At 62.9% G+C, this 22921-nt stretch carries 20 protein-coding genes; 13 read left to right on the forward strand and 7 right to left on the reverse strand.

Translation table 11 applies throughout. The features are described from left to right. Nucleotides 1–52: 52 nt before the first annotated feature. The 3 genes from CPI83_RS12575 to CPI83_RS12585 all read right to left on the reverse strand — a co-directional run bounded on the left by CPI83_RS12575 (nucleotide 53) and on the right by CPI83_RS12585 (nucleotide 3274). A complete protein-coding gene (locus CPI83_RS12575) occupies nucleotides 53–1444 on the reverse strand; it encodes a glutamate decarboxylase (RefSeq protein ID WP_097387281.1) in 1392 nt (463 codons plus the stop codon). Between the two features lie 142 nt (nucleotides 1445–1586). Further along, the gene (locus CPI83_RS12580) at nucleotides 1587–2351 is read right to left on the reverse strand and encodes a sensor domain-containing protein (RefSeq protein ID WP_232816917.1); all 765 of its coding nucleotides are present in this window, start codon (nucleotides 2349–2351) and stop codon (nucleotides 1587–1589) included. Next, entirely contained in the window at nucleotides 2348–3274 is a 927-nt protein-coding gene (locus tag CPI83_RS12585; protein ID WP_097387282.1) for a hypothetical protein, read from the reverse strand. The genes CPI83_RS12580 and CPI83_RS12585 overlap by 4 nt, the downstream gene beginning before the upstream one ends. Before the next feature lie 68 nt (nucleotides 3275–3342). On the opposite strand from CPI83_RS12585, the gene lspA reads away from it, so the two are divergent. The 5 genes from lspA to dnaE all read left to right on the forward strand — a co-directional run bounded on the left by lspA (nucleotide 3343) and on the right by dnaE (nucleotide 10248). Further along, the gene (gene lspA / locus CPI83_RS12590) at nucleotides 3343–4044 is read left to right on the forward strand and encodes a signal peptidase II (protein WP_097387283.1); all 702 of its coding nucleotides are present in this window, start codon (nucleotides 3343–3345) and stop codon (nucleotides 4042–4044) included. Next, nucleotides 4041–4967, forward strand: a complete 927-nt coding sequence (locus CPI83_RS12595) for an RluA family pseudouridine synthase (RefSeq protein WP_007733161.1) — start codon at nucleotides 4041–4043, stop codon at nucleotides 4965–4967. The genes lspA and CPI83_RS12595 overlap by 4 nt, the downstream gene beginning before the upstream one ends. Next, complete coding sequence (locus CPI83_RS12600) at nucleotides 4964–5647, forward strand: hypothetical protein (RefSeq protein WP_019748857.1); 684 nt, start codon at nucleotides 4964–4966, stop codon at nucleotides 5645–5647. Before CPI83_RS12595 ends, CPI83_RS12600 begins: the two co-directional genes overlap by 4 nt. Nucleotides 5648–5673: 26 nt before the next feature. Beyond that, nucleotides 5674–6612: an EamA family transporter RarD gene (gene rarD, locus CPI83_RS12605; protein ID WP_037120403.1), complete on the forward strand. Its 939-nt coding sequence runs from the start codon at nucleotides 5674–5676 to the stop codon at nucleotides 6610–6612. A gap of 99 nt (nucleotides 6613–6711) precedes the next feature. Next, the gene (gene dnaE / locus CPI83_RS12610) at nucleotides 6712–10248 is read left to right on the forward strand and encodes a DNA polymerase III subunit alpha (RefSeq protein ID WP_007733155.1); all 3537 of its coding nucleotides are present in this window, start codon (nucleotides 6712–6714) and stop codon (nucleotides 10246–10248) included. A 94-nt stretch (nucleotides 10249–10342) separates the two neighbouring features. Here dnaE and CPI83_RS12615 read toward each other — a convergent pair whose 3' ends face one another. Beyond that, a complete protein-coding gene (locus CPI83_RS12615; RefSeq protein ID WP_020908060.1) occupies nucleotides 10343–10576 on the reverse strand; it encodes a hypothetical protein in 234 nt (77 codons plus the stop codon). 220 nt (nucleotides 10577–10796) lie between these two features. Between CPI83_RS12615 and CPI83_RS12620 the strand changes: the two genes are divergently transcribed. The 3 genes from CPI83_RS12620 (at nucleotide 10797) to ilvA (ending at nucleotide 14558) form a co-directional block, all read left to right on the forward strand. Then, nucleotides 10797–11231 (forward strand): nitroreductase family deazaflavin-dependent oxidoreductase, encoded by a 435-nt coding sequence (locus CPI83_RS12620; RefSeq protein ID WP_019748853.1) that lies wholly within the window; start codon nucleotides 10797–10799, stop codon nucleotides 11229–11231. A 116-nt stretch (nucleotides 11232–11347) separates the two neighbouring features. Next, nucleotides 11348–13123, forward strand: coding sequence for a pyruvate dehydrogenase (locus tag CPI83_RS12625; RefSeq protein WP_097387284.1), 1776 nt, complete (start codon nucleotides 11348–11350; stop codon nucleotides 13121–13123). Nucleotides 13124–13202: 79 nt separating this feature from the next. After that, a complete protein-coding gene (ilvA, locus tag CPI83_RS12630) occupies nucleotides 13203–14558 on the forward strand; it encodes a threonine ammonia-lyase IlvA (RefSeq protein WP_019748851.1) in 1356 nt (451 codons plus the stop codon). Nucleotides 14559–14571: 13 nt separating this feature from the next. Here ilvA and CPI83_RS12635 read toward each other — a convergent pair whose 3' ends face one another. Further along, entirely contained in the window at nucleotides 14572–15093 is a 522-nt protein-coding gene (locus tag CPI83_RS12635) for a TetR/AcrR family transcriptional regulator (RefSeq protein WP_019748850.1), read from the reverse strand. A gap of 128 nt (nucleotides 15094–15221) precedes the next feature. Between CPI83_RS12635 and CPI83_RS12640 the strand changes: the two genes are divergently transcribed. Beyond that, the gene (locus CPI83_RS12640; protein WP_019748849.1) at nucleotides 15222–16766 is read left to right on the forward strand and encodes an MFS transporter; all 1545 of its coding nucleotides are present in this window, start codon (nucleotides 15222–15224) and stop codon (nucleotides 16764–16766) included. A 50-nt stretch (nucleotides 16767–16816) separates the two neighbouring features. Here CPI83_RS12640 and treZ read toward each other — a convergent pair whose 3' ends face one another. Continuing rightward, a complete protein-coding gene (gene treZ / locus CPI83_RS12645; protein ID WP_097387285.1) occupies nucleotides 16817–18538 on the reverse strand; it encodes a malto-oligosyltrehalose trehalohydrolase in 1722 nt (573 codons plus the stop codon). 69 nt (nucleotides 18539–18607) lie between these two features. Then, the gene (locus CPI83_RS12650) at nucleotides 18608–19969 is read right to left on the reverse strand and encodes an NAD(P)-binding domain-containing protein (protein ID WP_097387286.1); all 1362 of its coding nucleotides are present in this window, start codon (nucleotides 19967–19969) and stop codon (nucleotides 18608–18610) included. 95 nt (nucleotides 19970–20064) lie between these two features. Between CPI83_RS12650 and CPI83_RS12655 the strand changes: the two genes are divergently transcribed. From CPI83_RS12655 to CPI83_RS12670, 4 genes are all read left to right on the forward strand, one after another. Continuing rightward, nucleotides 20065–20949 carry a metalloregulator ArsR/SmtB family transcription factor gene (locus CPI83_RS12655; protein WP_097387287.1) on the forward strand — a complete coding sequence of 295 codons (885 nt, stop codon included), beginning with the start codon at nucleotides 20065–20067 and terminating at the stop codon, nucleotides 20947–20949. Between the two features lie 64 nt (nucleotides 20950–21013). Then, nucleotides 21014–21400: a metalloregulator ArsR/SmtB family transcription factor gene (locus CPI83_RS12660; protein ID WP_020969839.1), complete on the forward strand. Its 387-nt coding sequence runs from the start codon at nucleotides 21014–21016 to the stop codon at nucleotides 21398–21400. Continuing rightward, nucleotides 21397–22500: an ACR3 family arsenite efflux transporter gene (gene arsB, locus CPI83_RS12665; protein ID WP_020969838.1), complete on the forward strand. Its 1104-nt coding sequence runs from the start codon at nucleotides 21397–21399 to the stop codon at nucleotides 22498–22500. Before CPI83_RS12660 ends, arsB begins: the two co-directional genes overlap by 4 nt. Next, complete coding sequence (locus tag CPI83_RS12670; protein ID WP_019748843.1) at nucleotides 22497–22910, forward strand: arsenate reductase ArsC; 414 nt, start codon at nucleotides 22497–22499, stop codon at nucleotides 22908–22910. The genes arsB and CPI83_RS12670 overlap by 4 nt, the downstream gene beginning before the upstream one ends. Nucleotides 22911–22921: the final 11 nt, after the last annotated feature.

A 22921-nucleotide genomic window follows, 5' to 3' on the forward strand; every position in this document is an offset into this window, starting at 1 on the left:
CCGTCGACCCCCGAAAGGGAGTCGGCGGCCGCTCTTCATGCAGTGAGCGTCGTCAGTGATGGAATCCCTCGGTGACGCGTGGCCGCGGCATCGGGCTGTCGAGTTCGTCGAGGAACGCGGTTTCCTCTTCGATGATGCGCAGCAGATTGGCTGCCAGGTCCATGCTCAGTCCGTTACGAACCACGATGCGCTGCACTGTCAGATCCGAGAGATCGTCCGGCATGGGATAGGCCGGCACCAACCAGCCCTTGCCCCGCAGCCGGTCGGACAGGTCGTACAGCGTCCAGTTGGACGTGTGGCCCTCGGCGAGGCGCCACGCGAAGACCGGGATGTCGGAACCGTCGTTCCACAATTCGAAGGCGTCGAGCTTCCCGATTCCTTCGGCGAGGAATTTCGCCACGTCCTGTGAGGACTGCTGGATCGCGCGATAGCCGTCGTGGCCGAGACGCAGGAACAAGTAGAACTGCAGGATCACCTGAGCGCCGGGCCGCGAGAAGTTCAGCGCGAAGGTCGGCATACTGCCGCCGAGGTAGCTCACCTTGAAGACGAGGTCGTCGGGAAGTAGATCCTGCGATCGCCAGACCACCCAGCCGAGGCCGGGGTAGACGAGTCCGTACTTGTGCGCCGAGGTGTTGATGGAGTGCACGCGCGGGAGCCGGAAATCCCATTCGAGTTCCGGCTGTAGGAACGGGGCGATCATTGCGCCGGAAGCGCCGTCGACGTGGATGGGAACGTCGAGTCCCGTCTTTTCCTGGATCGCGTCGAGTGCCTTCGAGATTTCCAGGACCGGCTCGTACATCCCGGTGTACGTGACTCCCATGATCGCGATTACGCCGATGGTGTTCTCGTCGACGTACTTGTCCAGATCGTGACCGTCGAGGGTCCGGTGTTGCTCGCTGATCGGCACGTAGCGCGCCTCGACGTCCCAGTAGTTGCAGAATTTCTCCCAGCACACCTGGACGGCGGAACTCATGATGAGATTTGGTTTTTCGGTGGATTTCCCCGCGGCTTTTCGTGCGTGCTGCCAGCGTCGTTTCATCGCCAGGCCACCGAGCATGCACGCCTCGGACGAACCGATCGTCGAGGTACCGATTGCGTCCTTGGGGGAGGGCGAGTGCCAGAGGTCGGCAAGGATGCGCCAGCAATAGGTTTCGATCGCGGCGGTCTGTGGATACTCGTCCTTGTCGATCATGTTCTTGTCGAACGACTCGGTATACAGCTTGGTGGCGTGGTCGTCCATCCACGTGCTGACGAACGTCGCGAGATTGAGCCGCGCATTGCCGTCGAGCATCGTTTCGTCGTGGACGATCTGATAGGCGGTCTCGGGAAGCATGCCGTCGGGTTCGAGTGTGTACTTCGATGCAACCGAATCCTCGCCGGGCCTCGAGAAGATCGGATTGACGGCTACGTAATCGGTGTGATCTGACCTTCTGGGTTCCGGCATGAACTCTGGCTCCTCACATCAGTGTGTCGCGTTGGTCTGTTTCGTACCTACTCTCACCGTTCAGTGTGGACGGGCAGTTGTCAAAGGGTCTGTGGTCCCGAATCATTCGCGTAAGGCCGAGACGGGACTAATCCGCTCGTTGTCAGGGCGTTTGTGCGCGCAGGCGATCGGCGGCGGCCGATGCCATCGAGTGCAGCACGTCGGGGGCGATCGGACTCGGCGCAGTTGCGGACACCTGGGTCAACGTGGTCCCGACTGCGGCCACGATCGCATCGGCGACCAAGGTGAAACCGCCACTCTCCGTGATGATTCGGAAAGCGAAAGACGCGTCGCCGACGTTCGGGTCCGACGCTCCGCCGACGCGATAGGTGATTGTCGTTCCGTCGGCATCGGTTCCCGAATATTCCGCGCACCCGGCCAGCGTGGTCTGAAGTTTCTCGAAAGCTGCTGCTGCCGCTGCGCCGTCGGCGTACGAAGCAGAGTCCTGATCGATGCTCGTGAAATCGGGGCCGGTGAACATGTCGGAGAGGTCGGCGACGGATCCGGCGGCCTGGGTGGCTATCGGTGCCAGAACCTGAGCGCAGACGGCGGGGTCGGTGCTCGACTTGTCCGCCTCCGAACTCTCCGGCGCCGGTGCGAGGCCGAGGTCGTCGACCGGGTCGGGAACTATGTCGAAGTCCGCAGGTAGTTCGGAGAGGGTGAGCGCGGCTCGTTGCAGCGCATCACGGTCGAGAGGTGCCCCGCTCAGCGGTGCGGCCGGAGCAGCTGTGAACGGCGCCAAGCCGACCTGTGGGGCGGAAACCTGCGTAGTTGTGTCAGCACTAGGAGAGTCGTCCGAGCCGCAACCGGTGACGACGAACAGTGCCGCCGTTGTTGTCAGGCCCAGTGCGAGCGACCGGCGTGTCACGATTCCCACCGAATGCTGTTGGAGATCGTCTGCCGGATCACCGAGGAACTGTCCGGATCGCCGTACGCCTGGTCGCCGCCGACGGTCATCTGTCCGGCGATCGGCAAGGGGAGTGAGAGGTCGACGGTGAGGTTTCCGGAGCCGGCCATGACGTACTGATCGATGTTCAGCGTTCCGGCGTCACCGGCCAGGTTCCAGACCGGGCTCTGCGGGGTCTGCGATACGTCCACCGCGAGCGAAAGCCGATTGCCCTCCCGCGCGGTGAGCGTGACGGTGGTTGTCTGATCGAGCAGGATTTCACTGCTGACTTGTTGTCGAACCACCCAACGTGCGCCGACACCGACCGGAGCGTCGGGGAGTGCAACGGTCCGGTAGACCGCTTGGCCGAGCGCCTGTTCGATTGCAGCGCGGGCAGCATTGGCCGAGTTGGCGGACGGCTTCAACCGTAGGGCGGTGATGGCGCCCGAATCCGTGACCGACAATCCGGCCGCAGATCCGTCGGCCCCGCTCAGCGCTGCCTGCAGCGTTGCATCCGGCGAGGTCATCGACGACAGCGTCAGGTCCACGACAGCGGTGGGATCGTCAGCGGTCACGTTTGCCGAGAGCGGGATCGTGATCTCCGGCGAAGAGAAATCTTGTGCCGGCTGTTGATCGATCTGCTGACTCACGACCGCCTGGGTGACGAGCGTCGCCGTCTGCGTGGTGCCGACAGGCAAGTTCATGCGCAACACCTCGCGCGGTTCGCTTCCCGCATCGAGTACCTCGACGGTGGCGGCGGTCACCGGAACAGTGACTTCGCTCGGCGACGAGGTAGGTGTGGTGGGAGGTTGATCCGAGTCGCCGCAAGCGGTGAGAACGGTGGTGAGAGCGAGGGCAGCGAGGGCGAACGGAACTCGTCGGCCGGTCGTGGACAGCAGTGGCACGCGCTCCAGGCTAGCCGCAGTTGCAGAGTGCGTGACCCGGTGCGGTGAACATGAGGGATGATGGTTGCGTGAGTACAGACCACCCAGACCGAGATGTCAACGCGGAGGATCAGCCGATTACCGAAATCTCGAAGGCCGACGAGCCCGAAACCGTGAAACCGGAAGCCGTGAAATCGGAAGCCGTGAAATCGGAAGAGGGTGACCTGGCGGTTGCGCCGGTCGCAAAGCCCCGCCGGCTGACCATGCTCATTGCCATCGCCGCTGTCATCCTGCTCTCGGACATTCTCACGAAGGTGTGGGCCGTCGCCGCGGTCAAGCCGGGGCAGCCGATCGAAATCATCGGTGACGTGGTCACATTCACGATGGTGCGCAATCCCGGTGCAGCGTTCTCGATGGCGACGTCGATGACGTGGATCCTCACCCTCGTCGCCATCGGTGTCGTCATCGGTGTGATCAAGATCGGTCGCACGCTCCGATCACCGTGGTGGGCGCTCGGTCTCGGCCTCGTTCTCGGCGGCGCGCTGGGTAACCTCGTCGACCGATTCTTCCGCTCTCCCGGAATCATGCGCGGACATGTGGTGGACTTCGTCTCCGTCGGTTGGTGGCCCGTGTTCAACATCGCGGATTCCGCGATCGTCTGTGGCGCGATCCTGCTTGTCGTACTGACTCTTTTCGGCTTCGAACCCAACGGTGAACGCCTGCGTGATCACAAGGCGGACGACAAGAAGCTCACCGAATCGAAGGCCGCAGCCGAGGGAGAAACCAAGTGAGGGAATCCCGTTCGATGCCCGTGCCCGACGGCCTCGACGCCATGCGGGTCGATGCCGGCCTGGCGCGCCTCCTCGGACTCTCGCGCACCGTGGTCGCGACACTCGCGGAAGAAGGCTCGGTACTCGTCGACGGTGTGGCCGTCGGCAAGTCCGATCGTCTGACCGCAGGATCGTGGCTCGAGGTTGTCCTGCCCGAACCGCCGCGGCCCTTGACCATCGAGGCGACACCGGTCGAGGGGATGGAGATCCTCTACGCCGACGACGACGTCGTTGCAGTCGACAAGCCCGTCGGAGTTGCCGCGCACGCCAGCGTCGGGTGGACGGGACCGACCGTCATCGGCGGACTTGCCGCGGCCGGTTTCCGTATCTCGACGTCCGGTGCCCACGAGCGTCAGGGCATCGTCCACCGTCTGGACGTCGGAACGTCGGGTGTCATGGTGGTTGCCACCTCCGAGCGCGCATACACGTTGCTCAAGCGCGCTTTCAAGCAGCGGACCATCGACAAGCGCTACCACGCTCTCGTGCAGGGACACCCCGACCCGAGCAGCGGAACCATCGACGCCCCCATCGGACGCCACCACGGGAACGACTGGCGATTCACGGTCACGGCCGACGGCAAGCCCAGCGTCACGCACTACGACACCATCGAGGCGTTCCAGGCAGCGAGTCTGCTGGACGTGCACCTCGAAACCGGTCGCACACACCAGATCCGTGTCCACTTCTCGGCGTTGCGCCATCCGTGCTGCGGCGACCTGACCTACGGCGCGGACCCCCGACTTGCCGAGAGGCTCGGTCTCGAACGCCAGTGGCTGCACGCAGTCTCGCTCGGCTTCGCCCACCCGGCGGACGGTCGTTGGGTCGAGATCAAGAGCAAGTACCCGAAGGATCTCGAACACGCACTCGAAGTTCTCCGGTCCTCATGACACCGCGCGGGCTTACCCCCGCGCTGGCCGTCGTCGCGGTGGTGGTCGGCGTGGCGGCGGTGGTGGGCGTGGGGTTCGCGAATCCCGTGCCGACCCCGCCGATCACGACGGACACTCTCGGTCCGGACAGTGGGGAAGCTGTGCCGGGCTACCTCGAGCGAGCGCGAGATTCTGTCGCGTCGGTCGACGGGCCGGTGTGGGCGTTGGTCTCGTTCACGAAGGCACTCACCGTCGACGAGGTCATCACGTCGACCAGCAGTGTTCAGGTGCCGGGCGCTGAGGTCTCGGGCGTTCGCGTGTCCAGGGTCATGTTCCGAGTTCCGATCGAGCGCGTCCAGACGCCGCTCATGTCCGTGCCCGTTCCCGACAACGACGAAGCAGTGCGCAGATCGCCCGGTGTTGCAGCCACGCGACTGATCTCGCTCGGCGGCGACACCGATCGTCAGCAACAGGTGGCGCTCGCGTCGGCGAAGCAATTGTCCGCCGGGTGCGCCTGCGCGGTGGGCGTGCTGGTGCGAGCTACTCCCGAAGGACTCGAAGCGATCGAACATGACTCGAACGTCCGTGCAGTGGAAGCATTGCCGTCCGACGCCTCGCCGTGGTTGGCGGCCGTCCGTCCATTGCTGCCGGAGTACGTGGACGTCGTTGCTCCCGGCCCCGACGACGGCCCGGTCCCGTGAACTCCGGTTCCGTGAACTCCGGTTCTGTGAACAAGGACGAACGCGCTAGGTCCGGTTCGTCCTCGGGGATCTTCTACGGTGTGGCGGCTTTCCTGTTGTGGGGAACGTTCCCGGCATTCTTTGGGCTACTCGACTTCGCCGATCCGGTCGAGATCCTTGCGCACCGGGTGGTGTGGACCCTTCTGTTAATGCTGATCGTGTTGGCCTTTGCCGGCCGCCTCGGATCGCTTCGCGGAATCAGCGCACGCACCTGGCTGCTGGTGACCGCGGCATCAGCGGCGATCGCGGTGAACTGGGGAACGTACATCTATGCCGTGGTGTCAGGCCGCGTCGTGGAGGCGGCCCTCGGGTACTTCATCAACCCGCTGGTCACTGTTCTGCTCGGCGTCGTGATCTTCCGCGAACGATTGCGCCGCGCTCAGATCGCTGCCCTTGTTCTCGCTGCAACGGCAGTTGTCGTGATCACGGTCGACTTCGGTAAACCGCCGATCGTCGCATTGGTGCTCGCCGGTTCGTTTGCCACCTACGGGCTGGTCAAGAAGGTGGTTCCGCTCGATCCCCGAACCAGTTTGACTGCCGAGGGAGTCGTCGCCGCACCCTTCGCGGTCGGCTACCTCGTGTTTCTCGGCCTGACCGGGGCCGGTGCCTTCATCAGCAGCGGCGCCGGACACAGCCTGTTGCTGCTTGCCGCCGGCCCGGTCACTGCACTGCCCCTGCTCCTGTTCGGCGTCGCCGCTCAGCGAGTTCCCTTGGCGACGATGGGCATGCTGCAGTACCTCACCCCGGCGCTGCAGATGGCGTGGGGTGTGGCCGTCATGCACGAGGACATGCCGGCCTCACGCTGGATCGGCTTCGTTCTGATCTGGGCTGCGCTGGTGATCTTCACGACAGATACCTTCGTCGCCAGTCGACGTTCGCGGCGTTCGATGAGGTCGAGCGCCGAACCTGAGGTTCCGGTCACGTGATCGGAGGCGGCACACTGCGACTCCTCGATGGCGGTCGCCGAACGTGTCGGCAACGCGGCATACACTCGATCTCGCTCCCAGACCTTCAGAGAGGCGCACGTGGCTGACTCGTTCGTACATCTTCACAATCACACCGAGTACTCGATGCTCGACGGTGCGGCCAAGGTCGGCGCCATGTTCGAGGAGGCCGCTCGTCTCGAAATGACCGCTGTCGGCATGACCGACCACGGAAACATGTACGGCGCCAGCCAGTTCTACAACGAGGCCAAGAGTGCCGGCATCAAGCCGATCATCGGCATCGAGGCGTACATCGCACCCGAGTCTCGCTTCAACACCAAACGAGTTCTCTGGGGAGATCGCAGCCAGAAGTCCGACGACGTCTCCGGTAGCGGTGCGTACACGCACATGACGATGGTGGCCGAGAACGCCACGGGGCTCCGAAACCTCTTCAAGCTGTCTTCTCTCGCGTCAATCGAGGGACAGCTCGGCAAGTGGCCTCGCATGGACGAGGAACTCATCGCGGCGCACGCCGAGGGCATTATCGCCACCACCGGTTGCCCTTCGGGTGAGATTCAGACGCGTCTTCGTCTCGGTCACGATCGCGAGGCTCTCGAAGCTGCCGCGAAGTGGCAGGAGATCTGGGGACCGGACAACTTCTTCCTCGAACTGATGGATCACGGTCTCTCGATCGAGCGCCGGGTGCGCGAGGGTCTGCTCGACATCGGCAAGCAACTCGGTATTCCGCCACTTGCCACCAACGACTGCCATTACGTCACCAAGGACGCCGCCGAGAACCACGAGGCGCTGCTCTGTATCCAGACCGGCAAGACGCTGTCCGACCCCACGCGCTTCAAGTTCGACGGCGACGGCTACTACCTCAAGTCCGCTGCCGAGATGCGCGCCATCTGGGACAACGAAGTACCGGGGGCGTGCGACAACACCGTTGCCATCGGCGAGCGTGTGCAGTCGTACGAGGACGTGTGGGCGTTCCACGACCGCATGCCGATCTTCCCGGTCCCGGAGGGTCACACGCAGCAGACCTTCCTGCGCGCCGAGGTGATGCGCGGACTCGATCGCCGCTTCCCGAGCGGACCTCCGCAGGAGTACCTCGCCCGCGCCGACTACGAGATCGGCGTCATCAACGAAATGGGCTTCCCGGCCTACTTCCTGGTGGTCGGCGACCTGATCAACCACGCCAAGGACGTCGGAATCCGCGTCGGGCCCGGCCGTGGATCGGCTGCCGGTTCGTTGGTGGCCTACGCGATGGGTATCACCAACATCGACCCCATCCCGTACGGGTTGCTGTTCGAGCGATTCCTCAACCCCGAGCGTGTGTCCATGCCCGATATCGATATCGACTTCGATGATCGCCGTCGCGGCGAGATGGTTCGCTACGCGACGGACAAGTGGGGCAACGACAAGGTCGCCCAGGTCATCACCTTCGGCACCATCAAGACCAAGGCTGCCATCAAGGACTCGGCTCGCGTCCAGTTCGGCAAGCCGGGCTTTGCCATCGCCGATCAGATCACCAAGGCGCTCCCGCCGCCCATCATGGCCAAGGACATCTCGGTTTCCGGTATCACCGATCCGAAGCACGAGCGGTACAAGGAGGCAGTCGAGGTTCGAGCGCTCATCGACTCCAGCCCGGACGTCGCGAAGATCTACAAGACCGCGGTGGGTCTGGAAGGGCTGATCCGTAACGCCGGTGTGCACGCCTGCGCGGTCATCATGTCGTCCGAACCGCTCACCGACGCAATCCCGGTCTGGAAGCGCGCCCAGGACGGCGCCATCATCACCGGTTGGGACTACCCATCGTGTGAAGCTATCGGCCTGCTCAAGATGGACTTCCTCGGTCTGCGAAACCTCACGGTTATCGGCGACACGCTCGAGAACATCAAAGCCAACCGCGGCATCGACCTCGACCTCGACACGTTGCCGATGGACGATGCGGCAACATACGAACTGCTCGCCCGCGGCGACACTCTCGGTGTGTTCCAGCTCGACGGCGGCGGTATGCGCGAGTTGCTGAAACTGATGCAGCCCACCGGATTCGGCGACATCGTCGCCGCATTGGCGCTGTATCGACCGGGACCGATGGGTGTGGACGCCCACATCTCGTACGCCAAGCGCAAGAACGCCTTGGAAGACGTCAAGCCGATTCACCCCGAGTTGGAGGAGCCGCTCGCGGAGATCCTCTCGGAGACGTACGGCCTGATCATCTACCAGGAGCAGATCATGCAACTGGCGCAGAAGGTGGCCGGTTACACCCTGGGTCAGGCCGACTTGCTGCGTCGCGCCATGGGTAAGAAGAAGCTGTCCGAGCTGGAAAAGGCCTACGCCGGCTTCCGGCAGGGCATGTTGGACAACAACTTCAGCGAGGCCGCCATCAAGGCGCTGTGGGACACGGTCCTTCCCTTCGCCGGGTACGCGTTCAACAAGTCGCACTCCGCCGGATACGGACTCGTGTCGTACTGGACTGCGTACCTCAAGGCGAACTACCCGGCCGAGTACATGGCAGGTCTGCTCACATCCGTCGGTGACGACAAGGACAAGTCCGCGATCTACCTCGCCGACTGCCGCAAGTTGGGCATCACAGTTCTCCCACCGGACGTCAACGAGTCACGCGTCGACTTCGCGACGGTCGGCGACGACATCCGTTTCGGTATGGGGTCGGTGCGCAACGTCGGCGCCAACGTCGTTGCCTCGATCATCAAGGCGCGCACGGAGAAATCGAAGTTCACCGATTTCTCCGACTATCTCGGCAAGATCGACGCGATGGCTTGCAACAAGAAGGTCACCGAATCTCTCATCAAGGCCGGTGCCTTCGACTCGTTGGGTCACCCGCGCAAGGGCCTGATGTTGGTCCATGCAGACGCCATCGATTCCGTGATGAGCACCAAGAAGGCAGAGGCGATCGGACAGTTCGACCTCTTCGGCGGTGCCGAGGCGGACGAGTCGATCACCTCGGTGTTCGACGTCAAGATTCCCGAGGAGGAGTGGGACTCCAAGCATCGCCTGGCACTCGAACGAGAGATGCTGGGGCTGTATGTTTCCGGTCACCCGCTCAACGGCGTCGAGCACATTCTTCGCCAGCAGTCCGACACGTCCATCGCCGCGATACTCGAAGGCGGCGTTCAGGACGGTGCCCAGGTAACTCTCGGCGGCATCATCGCCTCGGTGGACCGCCGGGTCAACAAGAACGGTCTGACCTGGTGCATCGTGCAGCTCGAAGATCTCGTGGGTGGAATCGAGGTGCTGTTCTTCCCACAGGCGTACGCGGTGTACGGAATGGACATCGCCGAGGATGCCATCGTGTTGGTCAAGGCTCGCGTCTCGATCCGAGACGATCGGATGTCGCTGATCGGCAACGACCTTGCGGTGCCTGATATTTCGGCGATCGGGGTCGCACGCCCCCTGTCGGTCTCACTGCCCCTTCGGCAATGCACCAAGGACAAGCTCAGTGCTCTCAAGCAGGTGCTGACGAGGCACCCCGGAACGTCCGACGTCCATGTCCGGCTGATCGGCGGAACCGAGATCAGCTTGTGGAAGGTCGACGACGTCCTTCGGGTCGAACCGTCCTCGGCGCTGATGGGCGACCTGAAGGCATTGCTCGGGCCGAGCTGTCTGACGGTCTGACCGCCGATCGAGCGCACCTGAACAGAACGAAGGGACCTGCTGCATCAGCAGCAAGGTCCCTTCGTGGTTCGCGGGAGATCGGGGAGTGGAGTGATCAGGTGGTGCGTGAGTAGTACACGCGACGCGCCCACCAGGTGATCACAGCGGCTGTTGCGGCAGTCAGTACGGCTACCTGCATCGACTGGGTGACAGCTCCGGCGACCACGAACAGCACAAAACCGACCGCGAGAGCTTCGATCTTGTACAGCGGCCACTGAGTCCCGGCCAGATCGACGAAATGGTCGGACGAGGGGCGTGATTCGCGAGTGGAGATATCTGCGGTAGTCATCTCGTCCCCTTCTCGGTGCAGTCTGTTCTCGATGCGGCTTGGCTAGCGATACGGCTGTTCGAAGCTGTGGTTTCAGAGTAGCCAGAGATGAGAGTTCGGGCAAGCGAACTTTATTGATCGGCAGCTCACTTAATCGATCAACCAGGGGAGTGTGCCGACGACGGTCCTGGTCGGTGTGGTTCGGTGGCCAAGGTGCTCGAGTGGGTGTTCACTGGTACACATGCCAATCACAGGTGAGTACGAACCCAGTCCAGCGTCGTGGGCCGCCGATCAGGTCGCACGCATCGAGAACTCCGGTGGCACCGAGGGAAACGACATGAACGGCATGCCCGTCGTCGTTCTCACGACCGTCGGGGCAAAGTCCGGCAAGGTCAGGAAGACGCCGCTGATGCGCGTTGAGCACGACGGCTCGTATGCCGTTGTGGCTTCGCTTGGTGGCGCTCCGAAGAATCCGGTTTGGTACTACAACGTCAAGGCCGATCCGCACGTCACGCTGCGTGACGCGACGCAGGTCTTCGACCTGGTTGCTCGTGAAGTCACCGGAGACGAGAAGGCGATCTGGTGGGAGCGCGCTGTCGCTGCGTACCCCGACTACGCCGATTATCAGACGAAGACCGATCGTGAGATCCCGGTGTTCGTGCTCGAACCCAAGTAACGCACTGCAGTCCTCACGAAACGGCAGTCCACAAGAAGCACTGCATAAACCACAAGCAAATCGTCACTCGCGGGGGTCGGCGATCCCGACTCCCGTGAGTGTGTCATGGAGGTCTGATGAGTCCGAAAACCGTTGCAGATCAATTGGTTCAGCAGCTCGTTGACGCGGGCGTCAGTCGGATCTACGGAATTGTCGGTGACAGTCTCAATCCCATCGTCGATGCGGTACGTCGCACCGGTGGTTCCGAAAAGGGCGGAATCGACTGGATACACGTCCGTCATGAGGAAGCAGCTGCGTTTGCGGCCGCAGCGGATGCCCAGATCACCGGAAAACTCGCAGTGTGTGCCGGATCCTGCGGTCCCGGAAACCTTCACCTGATCAACGGCCTGTACGACGCTCATCGTTCGGGCGCGCCGGTCCTCGCGATCGCCTCACACATCCCCAGCGCCCAGATCGGAATGGGCTACTTTCAGGAAACGCATCCCGAGCGGATCTTCATCGAATGTTCGAGTTACACCGAACTCGTCAGCACGGCAGTCCAATCACCTCGCGTGGTGCAGTCGGCGATTCAGCATTCGGTGGCTCGAAACGGCGTCTCGGTGATCGTGCTTCCCGGGGACATCGCCGATTGCCCGGCAGAAGGCTCCCCGCCGACGCTCGTCGAAACCCGAAGGCCGACAGTCGTTCCGGATGCCGGTGACGTCAAGGCGTTGGCAGATGTGATCAACGGCTCGCGTAAGGTTGCGATCTTCGCCGGCGCAGGCGTGCGAGACGCACGCGCCGAGGTGTTGGCGCTGGCCGAAACCGTCGGGGCTCCCATCGGGCATTCGCTGCGCGGCAAGGAATGGATCCAGTACGACAACCCGTACGACGTCGGGATGACGGGATTGCTCGGTTACGGCGCGGCGCACGACGGTATCCACGGAGCCGATCTTCTGCTCCTCATCGGAACGGACTTTCCTTACGACCAGTTCTTGCCCGATGACGTTCGTACCGCTCAGATCGACATCGCGGCCGAGCGGTTGGGGCGTCGAACCAGCCTGGACCTGGCGGTGCACGGTGACGTCGCGAGCACCTTGAGCGCACTGATTCCGCAACTCGATCGAAAAACCGACCGCGGGTTCCTGGAGGATACGCTCGCAAAGCACAACACTCTGATGACCAAAGTGGTTGGTGCGTACACGGATCCAGTCAAGCAGCGCACACCCATTCATCCCGAGTATGCGGCCTCGATCCTCGACGATCTGGCGGCCGACGACGCAATCTTCACCGCCGACACCGGGATGTGCAACGTGTGGACTGCGCGCTATCTCAATCCGAACGGATCGAGACGCTTCATCTCCTCGGCGCTGCACGGATCCATGTCCAATGCGCTCCCACATGCGATGGGTGCGGCATGGTCGAGTCCGGGGCGTCAGGTCATCTCGGTGTCGGGCGACGGTGGATTGTCGATGCTGCTCGGTGAGTTGGTCACCGTCGCGATGTACAAGTTGCCGGTCAAGATCGTGGTGTTCAACAACTCGACGCTCGGAATGGTCAAGCTCGAGATGCTGGTCGACGGCCTTCCGGATTTCGGGGTCGACGTGCCCGCGGTCGACTACGCGGCGGTTGCTGCTGCGCTCGGTATCTTCTCGCGCCGAATCGAGAATCCCGCGGACATCGAAGCGGGCCTACGCGCCGCGCTCGATCACGACGGTCCGGCCTTGGTTGATCTGGTGACCGATCCGCTGGCATTGTCGTTGCCGCCCACCATCACCGGTGGTCAGATGAAGGGCTTCGCTTTGGCGATGTCGAAGATGGTGATGAACGGCGGCGTCGGCGAGGCTGTGCAGATGGCCAAGTCGAATCTGCGGAACGTGCCACGTCCCTCACAGTTGGATCCTCGCGGCTGACCTACCCGCCGCCCTGCCTCGCAGACCATGTGGGGCGGGGTGGTGGGAAGGTTGATCCCCGACGTGCGAAAATGGCGGAGTGTCTAACTCGCCCGATGTCGTAGTAACGAAGTCCACCGTCCCCGCGCTCGACGCGCAGGAGATCGACGCGGCCATCGAGCGAATTCAGCACGTCATTGCGGCGACACCCCTGCAGTACAGCGACCGTCTTTCGGCGTTGACCGGCGCGCACGTGTACCTCAAGCGCGAGGACCTCCAGGGCGTTCGTTCGTACAAGATTCGTGGCGCGTACAACCTGATCGCTCAGCTCAACGAGGCCGAGCGCGCGGCCGGCGTGGTGACTGCCAGTGCCGGTAACCATGCGCAGGGTGTTGCCTTCGCGTGCCGAACGATGCAGATCAAGGGTCGGATCTACGTTCCGGCAAATACCCCCAAGCAGAAGCGTGATCGCATCCGCGCCCACGGTGGAGCGTTTGTCGAACTGTTCATGATCGGTGAGACCTATGACGCCGCCGCTGCTGCGGCCGCGGAGGACGTAGCCGAAACCGGCGCAACCATGGTTCCCCCGTTCGACGACGTGCGCACCGCTGCGGGGCAAGGAACCATCGCAGCGGAGATTCTCACGCAACTGGACGCACCTCTCGACACGATCGTCGTGCCGGTCGGCGGCGGCGGTTGCATCGCGGGCATAGCCACCTATCTGCACGAGCGATCGCCCAAGACGTCGATCGTCGGGATCGAGCCGTCCGGCGCGGCGTCCATGACGGCCGCTCTCGTTGCCGGGGGCCCGGTGACTCTTCCCGACGTCGATCCATTTGTCGACGGGGCAGCGGTCAAGAGGATCGGCGATGTTCCCTACGAGGTCGTCTCACGTCTGGGTGCCGCCGTGGTGTCGCACGCGTCGTTGCCGCTCGTGGCTCGTCAACTTCAGACACGGTCCGGTTCGGGATCGTTTGTCGTCAATCAGATCGACGAGGGCGCTATCTGCACGGCGATGCTCGAGCTGTATCAGAGCGAGGGCATCATCGCCGAACCCGCGGGAGCGCTTTCCGTTGCGGCACTTCAGAATTTGACGTTCGAGCCGGGTTCGACCGTCGTGTGCCTGATTTCCGGTGGCAACAACGACGTATCCCGTTACGGCGAAATCCTCGAGCGTTCGCTCGTTCACCTCGGGCTCAAGCACTACTTCCTGGTGGACTTTCCGCAGGAACCGGGAGCGCTCCGTCGCTTCCTCTCGGACGTGCTCGGGCCGGACGACGACATCGCGCTGTTCGAGTACGTCAAGCGAAACAATCGCGAGACGGGTGCCGCGTTGGTGGGTATCGAACTCGGTTCCGCCGACGGGTTGGCGGCGTTGCTCGAGCGGATGGAGCGCGCGCCGATGCAGTCCGAGAGGCTCGAGCCGGGAAGCCCGGCGTACCGCTATCTGACGTAAGGGACGCCCCCGGTCAGGGCCGCAGTCGCTCGACCACCTGTCGATGCAATTCGGGATCTGGCTGGGGGAGCCCGAGCATGGCCGCCAAGTACAGACCGTCGCCGACGAGTCGGATGATCTCGGCTTGTATGGGATCGGCGATCTCGGTCTGAAGGCCCTTGTCCCAGCTGCGCATCACGTGGGTAACGGCTTTCTGGATCTCGTCGTGTTGTCCGTCGACTGTTCTCAGTGCCGCGATGATCGACCGGAAGAGTGAGAGTTCTTCGCTTTCGTTCGCATCGGGGATCTGCAGATAGAACTCGGTGACCGTCGTACCGCCTGCTACGGCGTCTTCGAGTTGCTGATCCGAGCGTTCTCCGAGTCTGCGGACCATCGCCGCGAGCAGTGCTTCCTTGCTGGGGAAGTGATAGAGAAGTCCGCCCTTGGAAACCCCGGCTTCGGCAGCAACGCCTTCGAGCGTGACTTGGGCAACGCCGCTGACCAGCAGCAGCTTCTCCAGTGCGTCGAGAATTCGATCGCGAGTGTCGGCAGCCATGTGATGTGACCCTACCCGGAAATAACTTTACCGCTTGGACGGTTCACTGTTACCGTAGACCTACTGTACCGGCTGGACGGTTCAGTGAAATTTTTTCGAAAGAACTCAGAGAAAGTCGCAGGGGAGCAATGTCAGTGTCGGCAGATCAGACGTCTGCAATCAATCCCGACGAGGTTCGGGCGACAAAGCGTGACTGGGCGGGCTTGATAGTCCTTGCCTTTGCTGTGTTGCTCATCGCAGTCGACGGCACGGTGCTCGATCTTGCGCTTCCGTTCATCAGCGCCGATCTCGAGCCGAGCAGCACGCAGTTGCTGTGGATCATCGACGTCTATTCGTTCGTGCTCGCCGGTCTGCTCATCACCATGGGTACGCTCGGTGACCGGATCGGTAGGCGAAAACTGCTCCTGATCGGCGCAGTCGGCTTCGGTCTCGCCTCGATCATCGCCGCTCTTGCTGTCAGTCCCGAGATGCTCATTGCCGCCCGCGTGCTGCAGGGTATTTCCGGTGCAACGCTGATGCCGGCCACCCTCGGTCTGATCCGCACGATCTTCGTCAACCCGCGTCAGCGCACCGAGGCAATCGGTGTCTGGGGCGCGATGGCCGGTGGCGGTACAGCGGCAGGCCCTTTGGTCGGTGGTTGGTTGCTCGAGCACTTCTGGTGGGGTTCGGTCTTCTTGATCAACATCCCGGTCATGATCGCGCTGGTAGTACTCGGCCCGATCCTTATCCCGGAGTCGAAAGACCCCAACCCGGGGCGATTCGACCTCATCAGCGCTGGTCTGTCGATGGCGACCATGTTGCCGTTGGTGTACGCGGTCAAGGAATCCGTGGTGCACGGCGTCAGCATCACGTTGCTGGTGATCGGCCTTGTGGGTCTCGCCGCCGGCTACGTGTTCGTGCGTCGTCAGCGGATGCTGAAGGATCCGATGTTGGATCTGAAACTGTTTGCCAATGCGTCGTTTTCCACCGCCGTCATCACCAACCTGCTCTCGATCTTCGCACTCGCCGGTGTCCTGTTCTTCGGCTCGCAGTACCTGCAGTTGGTGCTGGGTAACTCGGCGCTCGACGCCGGCCTGCTGATGCTCCCGGGTATGTTGCTCAGCGCATTCACCGCGGTTGCGGCGGCCTGGTTGATTCGCCGGTGGTCGGTGTCTCACGTGCTCAGCGCAGGCCTAGCGGTTGCCGGTATCGGTGCTGCGATGCTGCTCGCCCTCGGGGTGGACAGCGGCCCGTTGATGTTCGTGATCGGCTTCGGTCTGGCCGGTGCAGGTGTCGGTGTCGCACTGACCCTGACGTCGGATCTTGTGGTCAGTTCGGTGGAACCCGAGCGTGCCGGCGCTGCGTCCGCGGTGTCGGAGACTGCGTACGAACTCGGTATCGCGCTCGGTGTGGCGATCCTGGGCAGCGTGGTGATGGCGATCTTCCGCAAGGGAATCGACACGTCCATGCTCGAAGCAGATCAGGCGCACGCTGCGCAGGGCACCCTCGGCGGTGCGCTGCAGGAAGCGACGTACCTACCTGGTGAACTCGGTTCGGTGCTTGCCGATTCCGCGAAGGCGGCGTTTGTCGACGGTATGCACGTTGCTGCCGGCGCAACCGCTTTGGTTCTGTTCGTCAGTGCCGCATTGGTATTGCGGATGCTGCGGAGTACACCAGAGAACGCGAAGCGGTAACGCGTGTAACGGTAGAACGCGAAGCGCTAGCTCCTGCAGAATCCGGGTAGTCAGCTTTCGAGTACGACGAACGAGTGCCCAGGCACGACTGTTGCGGACGCGGTCTCGTCCTGTGTCGGCGGATCCCACCAGAGGATGGGGGTTCCGCCGGCTGGGACCGAGGCCGCGTCCGTTCCCAGATTGCACACGATCTGTAATGCGCCGCGGCGCAGGGTGATCCACTGGTCGTCCTCGTCGTAGTCGACGTGCAGGTGCCCCAGCCAGGGGTCGGTGATCTCGATTCGCTTCTTGCGCAGGGCAAGGAGATCGCGATAGCACGCCAGGACGCGAGCGTGTGTCTGGTCGGTTCGCTCGTCCCAGTCCAGTTTGGATCGCAGAAATGTCTGTGGATCTTGCGGATCCGGAATGTCGTCGCTGTTCCAGCCGTGTGCCGCGAACTCCGCCTTACGGCCTTTGGCGGTCGCCTCGCCGAGTTCCCGTTCCGGATGCGAGGTGAAGAACTGGAACGGAGTGGAGGCTCCCCATTCTTCGCCCATGAACAGCATCGGCGTGTACGGCGAGAGCAGGACCAGTGCTGCCTTGATCGCCAATTGTCCTGGCGTCAGATAGGCGCTCGGGCGGTCGCCGATCGCTCGGTTGCCGATCTGATCGTGGGTGCACGTGTATGCAAGCAGAGCACTGGCGGGCTGATGCGTGATATCGATCGGCCGGCCGTGAACCCGCCCACGGAACGAGGAATACGTTCCGGCGTGGAAGAACCCGCGCCGCAATGTACTTGCAAGGGATTCCAAGGATCCGAAGTCGGCGTAATAACCCTGACGTTCGCCGGAGACGGCTGTGTGAATGGTGTGGTGGATGTCGTCGTCCCACTGCGCGTCCAAGCCGAACCCGCCCGCCGCTCGTGGCGTGATCAGAGTGGCGTCGTTGAGATCACTTTCGGCAATCAACGTGAGCGGTCGGCCCAGATGGGCCGACAGTGTTTCCGTTCGGACGGCGAGTTCCTCGAGGATGTGCGTTCCGGTGTGATCGACCAACGCGTGGACGGCGTCGAGGCGTAGACCGTCGATGTGGAAATCACGCATCCATCGCAGGGCATTCCCGATGATGTATTCGCGAACCTCGCCCGACTGCGGGCCTCCGATGTTGATCGTTCGGCCCCAGGTGTTCGCTCCATCGGCAATGTAGGGGCCGAACTTTTCGAGGTAGTTGCCCGACGGGCCCAGGTGGTTGTAGACCACGTCCAGGATCACGCCGAGTCCACGTTCGTGGGCTGCATTCACCAAGCGCTGTAACCCGTCCGGGCCACCGTAGATCTCGTGGACCGTGTACCAGAGCACACCGTCGTAGCCCCAGTTGTGAGTTCCGTTGAAACCGTTGACCGGCATGATCTCGACGAACCCGACACCGAGGTCGACGAGGTGATCGAGACGCTCGATCGCGGCGTCGAAAGTTCCTTCGGGGGTGAACGTTCCGATGTGCAGTTCGTAGACCGACGATCCCGGGAGTTGCCGTCCGGTCCACTGAGAGTCGGTCCAGGACGCCTCGTCGAGCTGGTGCAGTTGGGAGAGAAGGTGCACGCCTTCGGGCTGGCGTGGTGACCGCGGATCCGGGAGTATTTGACCGTCGACGACAAAGCCGTAGCGAGCTTCGTTGTCGCAGTCGACCTCGCCTCGCCACCACCCGTCGTCGGTCCGCTCCATGTCGTGCGTGATGCCATCGACTTCGACCCGGACCGATTCCGGCGTTGGCGCCCAGACCTCGAAAGTATGCACACGATCAGCATGCCTTGTTCGGTCGGATGTGGCAGCCCGGCGGGGTGGATCCGTCGTCATGGACTGTTTCTATCCGCAGGTGTTGCCAGACGGCGCCGATAGCGTGATCAGTTCCGGAGTGGGTGCGCCGCAGCATCCGGCTTCGGTTTCCCCGGTGGCAGCTGCGTCTGCGTCAGCTTCGTCGAAAACACCTGCGCCGCCGCAGACTCCGGTCTCCGGAAGGATCAACTCGACCCGGGCTGCCGCTTCGTGATCGCCGGCGAGTTCGGCGGCGATGCTGCGAACCTGCTCGTAGCCGGTCATCGCCAGGAAGGTGGGTGCCCGGCCGTAGCTTTTCATTCCTGCCAAGTACACGCCTGGCTCCGGATGGCGAAGCTCCTTCGCGCCATGCGGGTACACCGTGCCGCACGAGTGGACGTTCGGGTCGATCAGTGGAGCCAACTCGACCGGTGCTTGTAAGACCGGGTCGAGGCCGAGTCGGATTTCCGAAAGCCAGGAAAGATCGGGGCGGAATCCGGTCAGCGTTATGACGTTGTCCACGTTCTCGATGCGATCACCGGCATCGGAGGCAAGTACGAGTTGTCCCGAAGGGGTTGTTGTCACCTCTGCGGTGCGGAAGCCGGTGACCACTCTCAGTAGTCCGTCCTCGACGGCCTTCTTTGCGCGCAATCCCAGGGCGCCGCGAGCGGGCAGTTCGTCAGCTTCGCCGCCACCGAACGCTGAGCCGACGTTTCCTCGGCGGACCGCCCAGATGATGCGGGTACTCGGAGCCTGCTCCGCCAACCCCGACAGCGCAACGATCGCCGTCAGCGCAGAGTGGCCGCTCCCCGCGATGACCGTGTGTTTTCCGGCAAACTGTGCACGCACCGCCGGATCGTCGAGATCAGGAACCCGGTACCTGATCGCAGTGCCCACAGCGCCCTCGCCGAGGGCGGGAAGACCTTCACCGCCGAGCGGGTTGGGAGTACCCCAGGTGCCGGATGCGTCGACAACCGCCTGGGCGAACACGCGGTCCTCGGTTCCGTCACGGCGGCGCAGATGAATCGAGAGGGGTTCGGTATCGCGGCCGGCGTCGACGACCAGGTCACGTCCGCGTCGGGCTACGCCGATCACTTCGGTGTCGAACTGGATGGCGTCGCCGAGTGCTGAGGCGAGTGGCCCGAGGTAGAGGTCGCGCCATTGCCGGCCGGTCGGGTACGTCTCAGCGGCGGGAGAGCGCCATCCATTCTGCTCGAGGAGTCGCTGCGCGGCGGGGGAGACGAGTTCGGACCACCGGGAGAACAGTCGCACGTGATTCCACTCGGAGATCGCAGCACCGGCTGTGCTTCCGCGCTCGAACACAAGGGGTGTCAGTCCGCGCTCGCGCAGATCTGCTGCGGCTGCCAGGCCGATCGGGCCGGCCCCGATCACGACAACGGGTAGGGGATTCATTTCGCACCTTTCATCGACGAGTATCGATCTATGCGGAACTGTATCGACAATCATCAATGTAGGCAACCATCGACAGCTGTCGATATAGTGGAGAGATGACATCGCTGCAGACTCCGACTGTGCGCGTCGGTGATTCGGACCCGGATCAGATTGGTTCTTCCGTCCTCGCGCAGGGCGATGCCGATACCTACGCGCAGTCGTTCGCCTGCCTTGCCGAGCCGATGCGCGTCCGATTGCTTCACCGGGTGGCGAGCGCGGTCGGTGGTATTACCGTCGGAGCGCTCGCGGAAGCGTTGGGGATCGGACAACCGACGGTGTCGCACCACCTGCGCAAGCTCGCCGATGTGGGTTTTGTGACCATGCGTAAGGAGGGGACGAGCACGGTCGTCGCGGTGAATCCGACGTGTTGCGTTGCCTTGCCGCAGGCGGCGGACGTGGTGATGGGAGTCCTCGCTCCGCGTCCTTGCTGCCCGAGTGATCTGCCCGACGATGTCTCTGTCCGGGCCATGATCGACGACGACTGGGATGCGGTTCGCCGTATTTACGGCGAGGGTATCGACACCCGAAATGCCACCTTTGCTACTGAGGTCCCCTCGCGTGAGCATCTCCACGAACGGTGGCTGTCGAAGCATCGGTGGGTCGCGACTATCGAGGGTGTTGTTGTCGGTTGGGCTGCGTTGAGTCCAGTTTCCGAGCGTGACTGCTACCGCGGGGTGGCGGAAAACTCCGTGTACGTCGCGGGCGGAATGCGTGGTCGGGGTGTCGGAAAGGCGTTGTTGCGCAAGCAAGTCATGGCCGCTGATGTCGACGACCTCTGGACACTGCAGACGTCGATATTTCCCGAGAATCGCGCCTCCATCTCGCTGCATCATTCGGCCGGGTTCAGAACTATCGGTCTCCGCGAGAGGATTGCCCAGCTTGACGGTGTGTGGCGTGACACCGTTCTGCTCGAACGACGTGCGGTGACCGCCGAGGGGTGAGTCCGGGATCCGGCCGACCGGGCACTCGATTGCGCGTTGATTCGATATCTGTCAATATCGAAGAATGTCGAATCAAGAGTCACCGGAGTCCGAGCCTTGCTGCACCCCGCTCGTCCGTGAACCGCTGACCGAGGATTGGGCCGGCGATTTGTCGCGGATGTTCAAAGCCCTCGGCGATCCGGTTCGTCTCCGCTTGCTGAGCTTGGTGGCAAGTCACGAGGGTGGTGAAGCCTGCGTCTGCGACATCTCCGACTCGTTCGATCTGTCTCAGCCGACGATCTCGCATCATCTCAAGGTGTTGCGCCAGGCCGGGCTGCTCGACTGTGAACGTCGCGGGACCTGGGTGTACTACTGGGTGATTCCTACTGCACTGCAACAGCTTTCCGCCGTTCTACTGGTTGAAGGTACGAGCGTGAGTGTCGCGGACGCGTGCGCAGAGGTCACCGCATGAGCAACACCGCTGCCACCACCGAACACCCCGAAGTCGTCGGAAAACTCTCCACCCTCGACCGCTATCTTGCGGTCTGGATCGGCGTGGCCATGGTCGTCGGCCTGCTGGTTGGACGCTGGATCCCCGGTGTGAACACTGCCCTGGACAAGGTGCAGATCGACGGCATCTCGTTGCCGATCGCCCTCGGCCTGCTGATCATGATGTACCCGGTCCTGGCGAAGGTCCGCTACGACCGCCTCGACACTGTCACCGGGGACAAGAAACTCCTCGCAGGCTCCCTGTTCCTGAACTGGGTTCTCGGCCCGGCGCTGATGTTCGCCCTCGCCTGGCTGTTTCTGCCTGACCTGCCGGAATACCGAACCGGTTTGATCATCGTCGGTCTCGCTCGCTGCATCGCGATGGTGATCATCTGGAACGACCTGGCCTGCGGAGACCGCGAAGCCGCCGCGGTGCTGGTCGCCATCAATTCGGTGTTCCAGGTGATCATGTTCGCCGTGCTCGGTTGGTTCTACCTCTCGGTCCTGCCCGGGTGGCTCGGCCTCGAACAGACCACCATCGACACCTCGCCCTGGCAGATCGCGAAATCGGTCCTGATCTTCCTCGGTATCCCGCTGCTGGCAGGTTTTCTGTCCCGCTTCTTCGGTGAACGCGCCAAAGGCCGCGACTGGTACGACAACAAGTTCATCCCCAAGATCAGCCCCTGGGCGCTCTACGGTCTGCTGTTCACCATCGTCGTGCTCTTCTCGATGCAGGGCGAACAGATCACCTCCCAGCCTTGGGATGTCGTCCGGATCGCGCTGCCCTTGCTCGCGTACTTCGCGCTCATGTGGGGCGGAGGCTACATCCTCGGCGCCGCAATCGGATTGGGCTATGAACGCACGACGACCCTGGCGTTCACCGCCGCGGGCAACAACTTCGAACTCGCGATCGCGGTAGCCATCGCCACCTACGGCGCCACCTCGGGGCAAGCTCTTGCCGGTGTTGTCGGCCCGCTGATCGAGGTACCGGTGCTCGTCGGGCTGGTCTATGTCTCCCTTGCTCTACGCAAACGCTTTGCAGTCAAAGAGGTTTCATCCAGTCGAGAAAGAGCGAGGTCATGAGCAAACCATCGGTGTTGTTCGTCTGCGTCCACAATGCCGGCCGATCTCAGATGGCCGCGGGATTCCTGAGCCATCTCGCAGGCGACGCCATCGAGGTCCGTTCCGCCGGATCCGCACCCGCCGAGACCGTCAATTCGGCAGCGGTCGAGGCGATGGCAGAGCGCGGTATCGATATCTCAGCTCGGTCTCCGAAGATCCTCACCGTTGACGCCGTCCAGGATTCGGATGTCGTCATCACCATGGGCTGCGGCGACACGTGCCCGATCTTCCCCGGCAAGAGCTACCGAGACTGGGTTCTCGACGATCCGGCGGGACAGGGCCTCGAAGCGGTTCGCCCGATCCGTGACGAAATCGAGCGTCGCGTTCAAGCCTTGATCGCTGAACTCACCACTGCCGCGAAGTCTCCCTGACCGATCGGGGA

This window comes from Rhodococcus sp. H-CA8f (assembly GCF_002501585.1).
Classification (GTDB): Bacteria; Actinomycetota; Actinomycetes; order Mycobacteriales; family Mycobacteriaceae; genus Rhodococcus_F; species Rhodococcus_F erythropolis.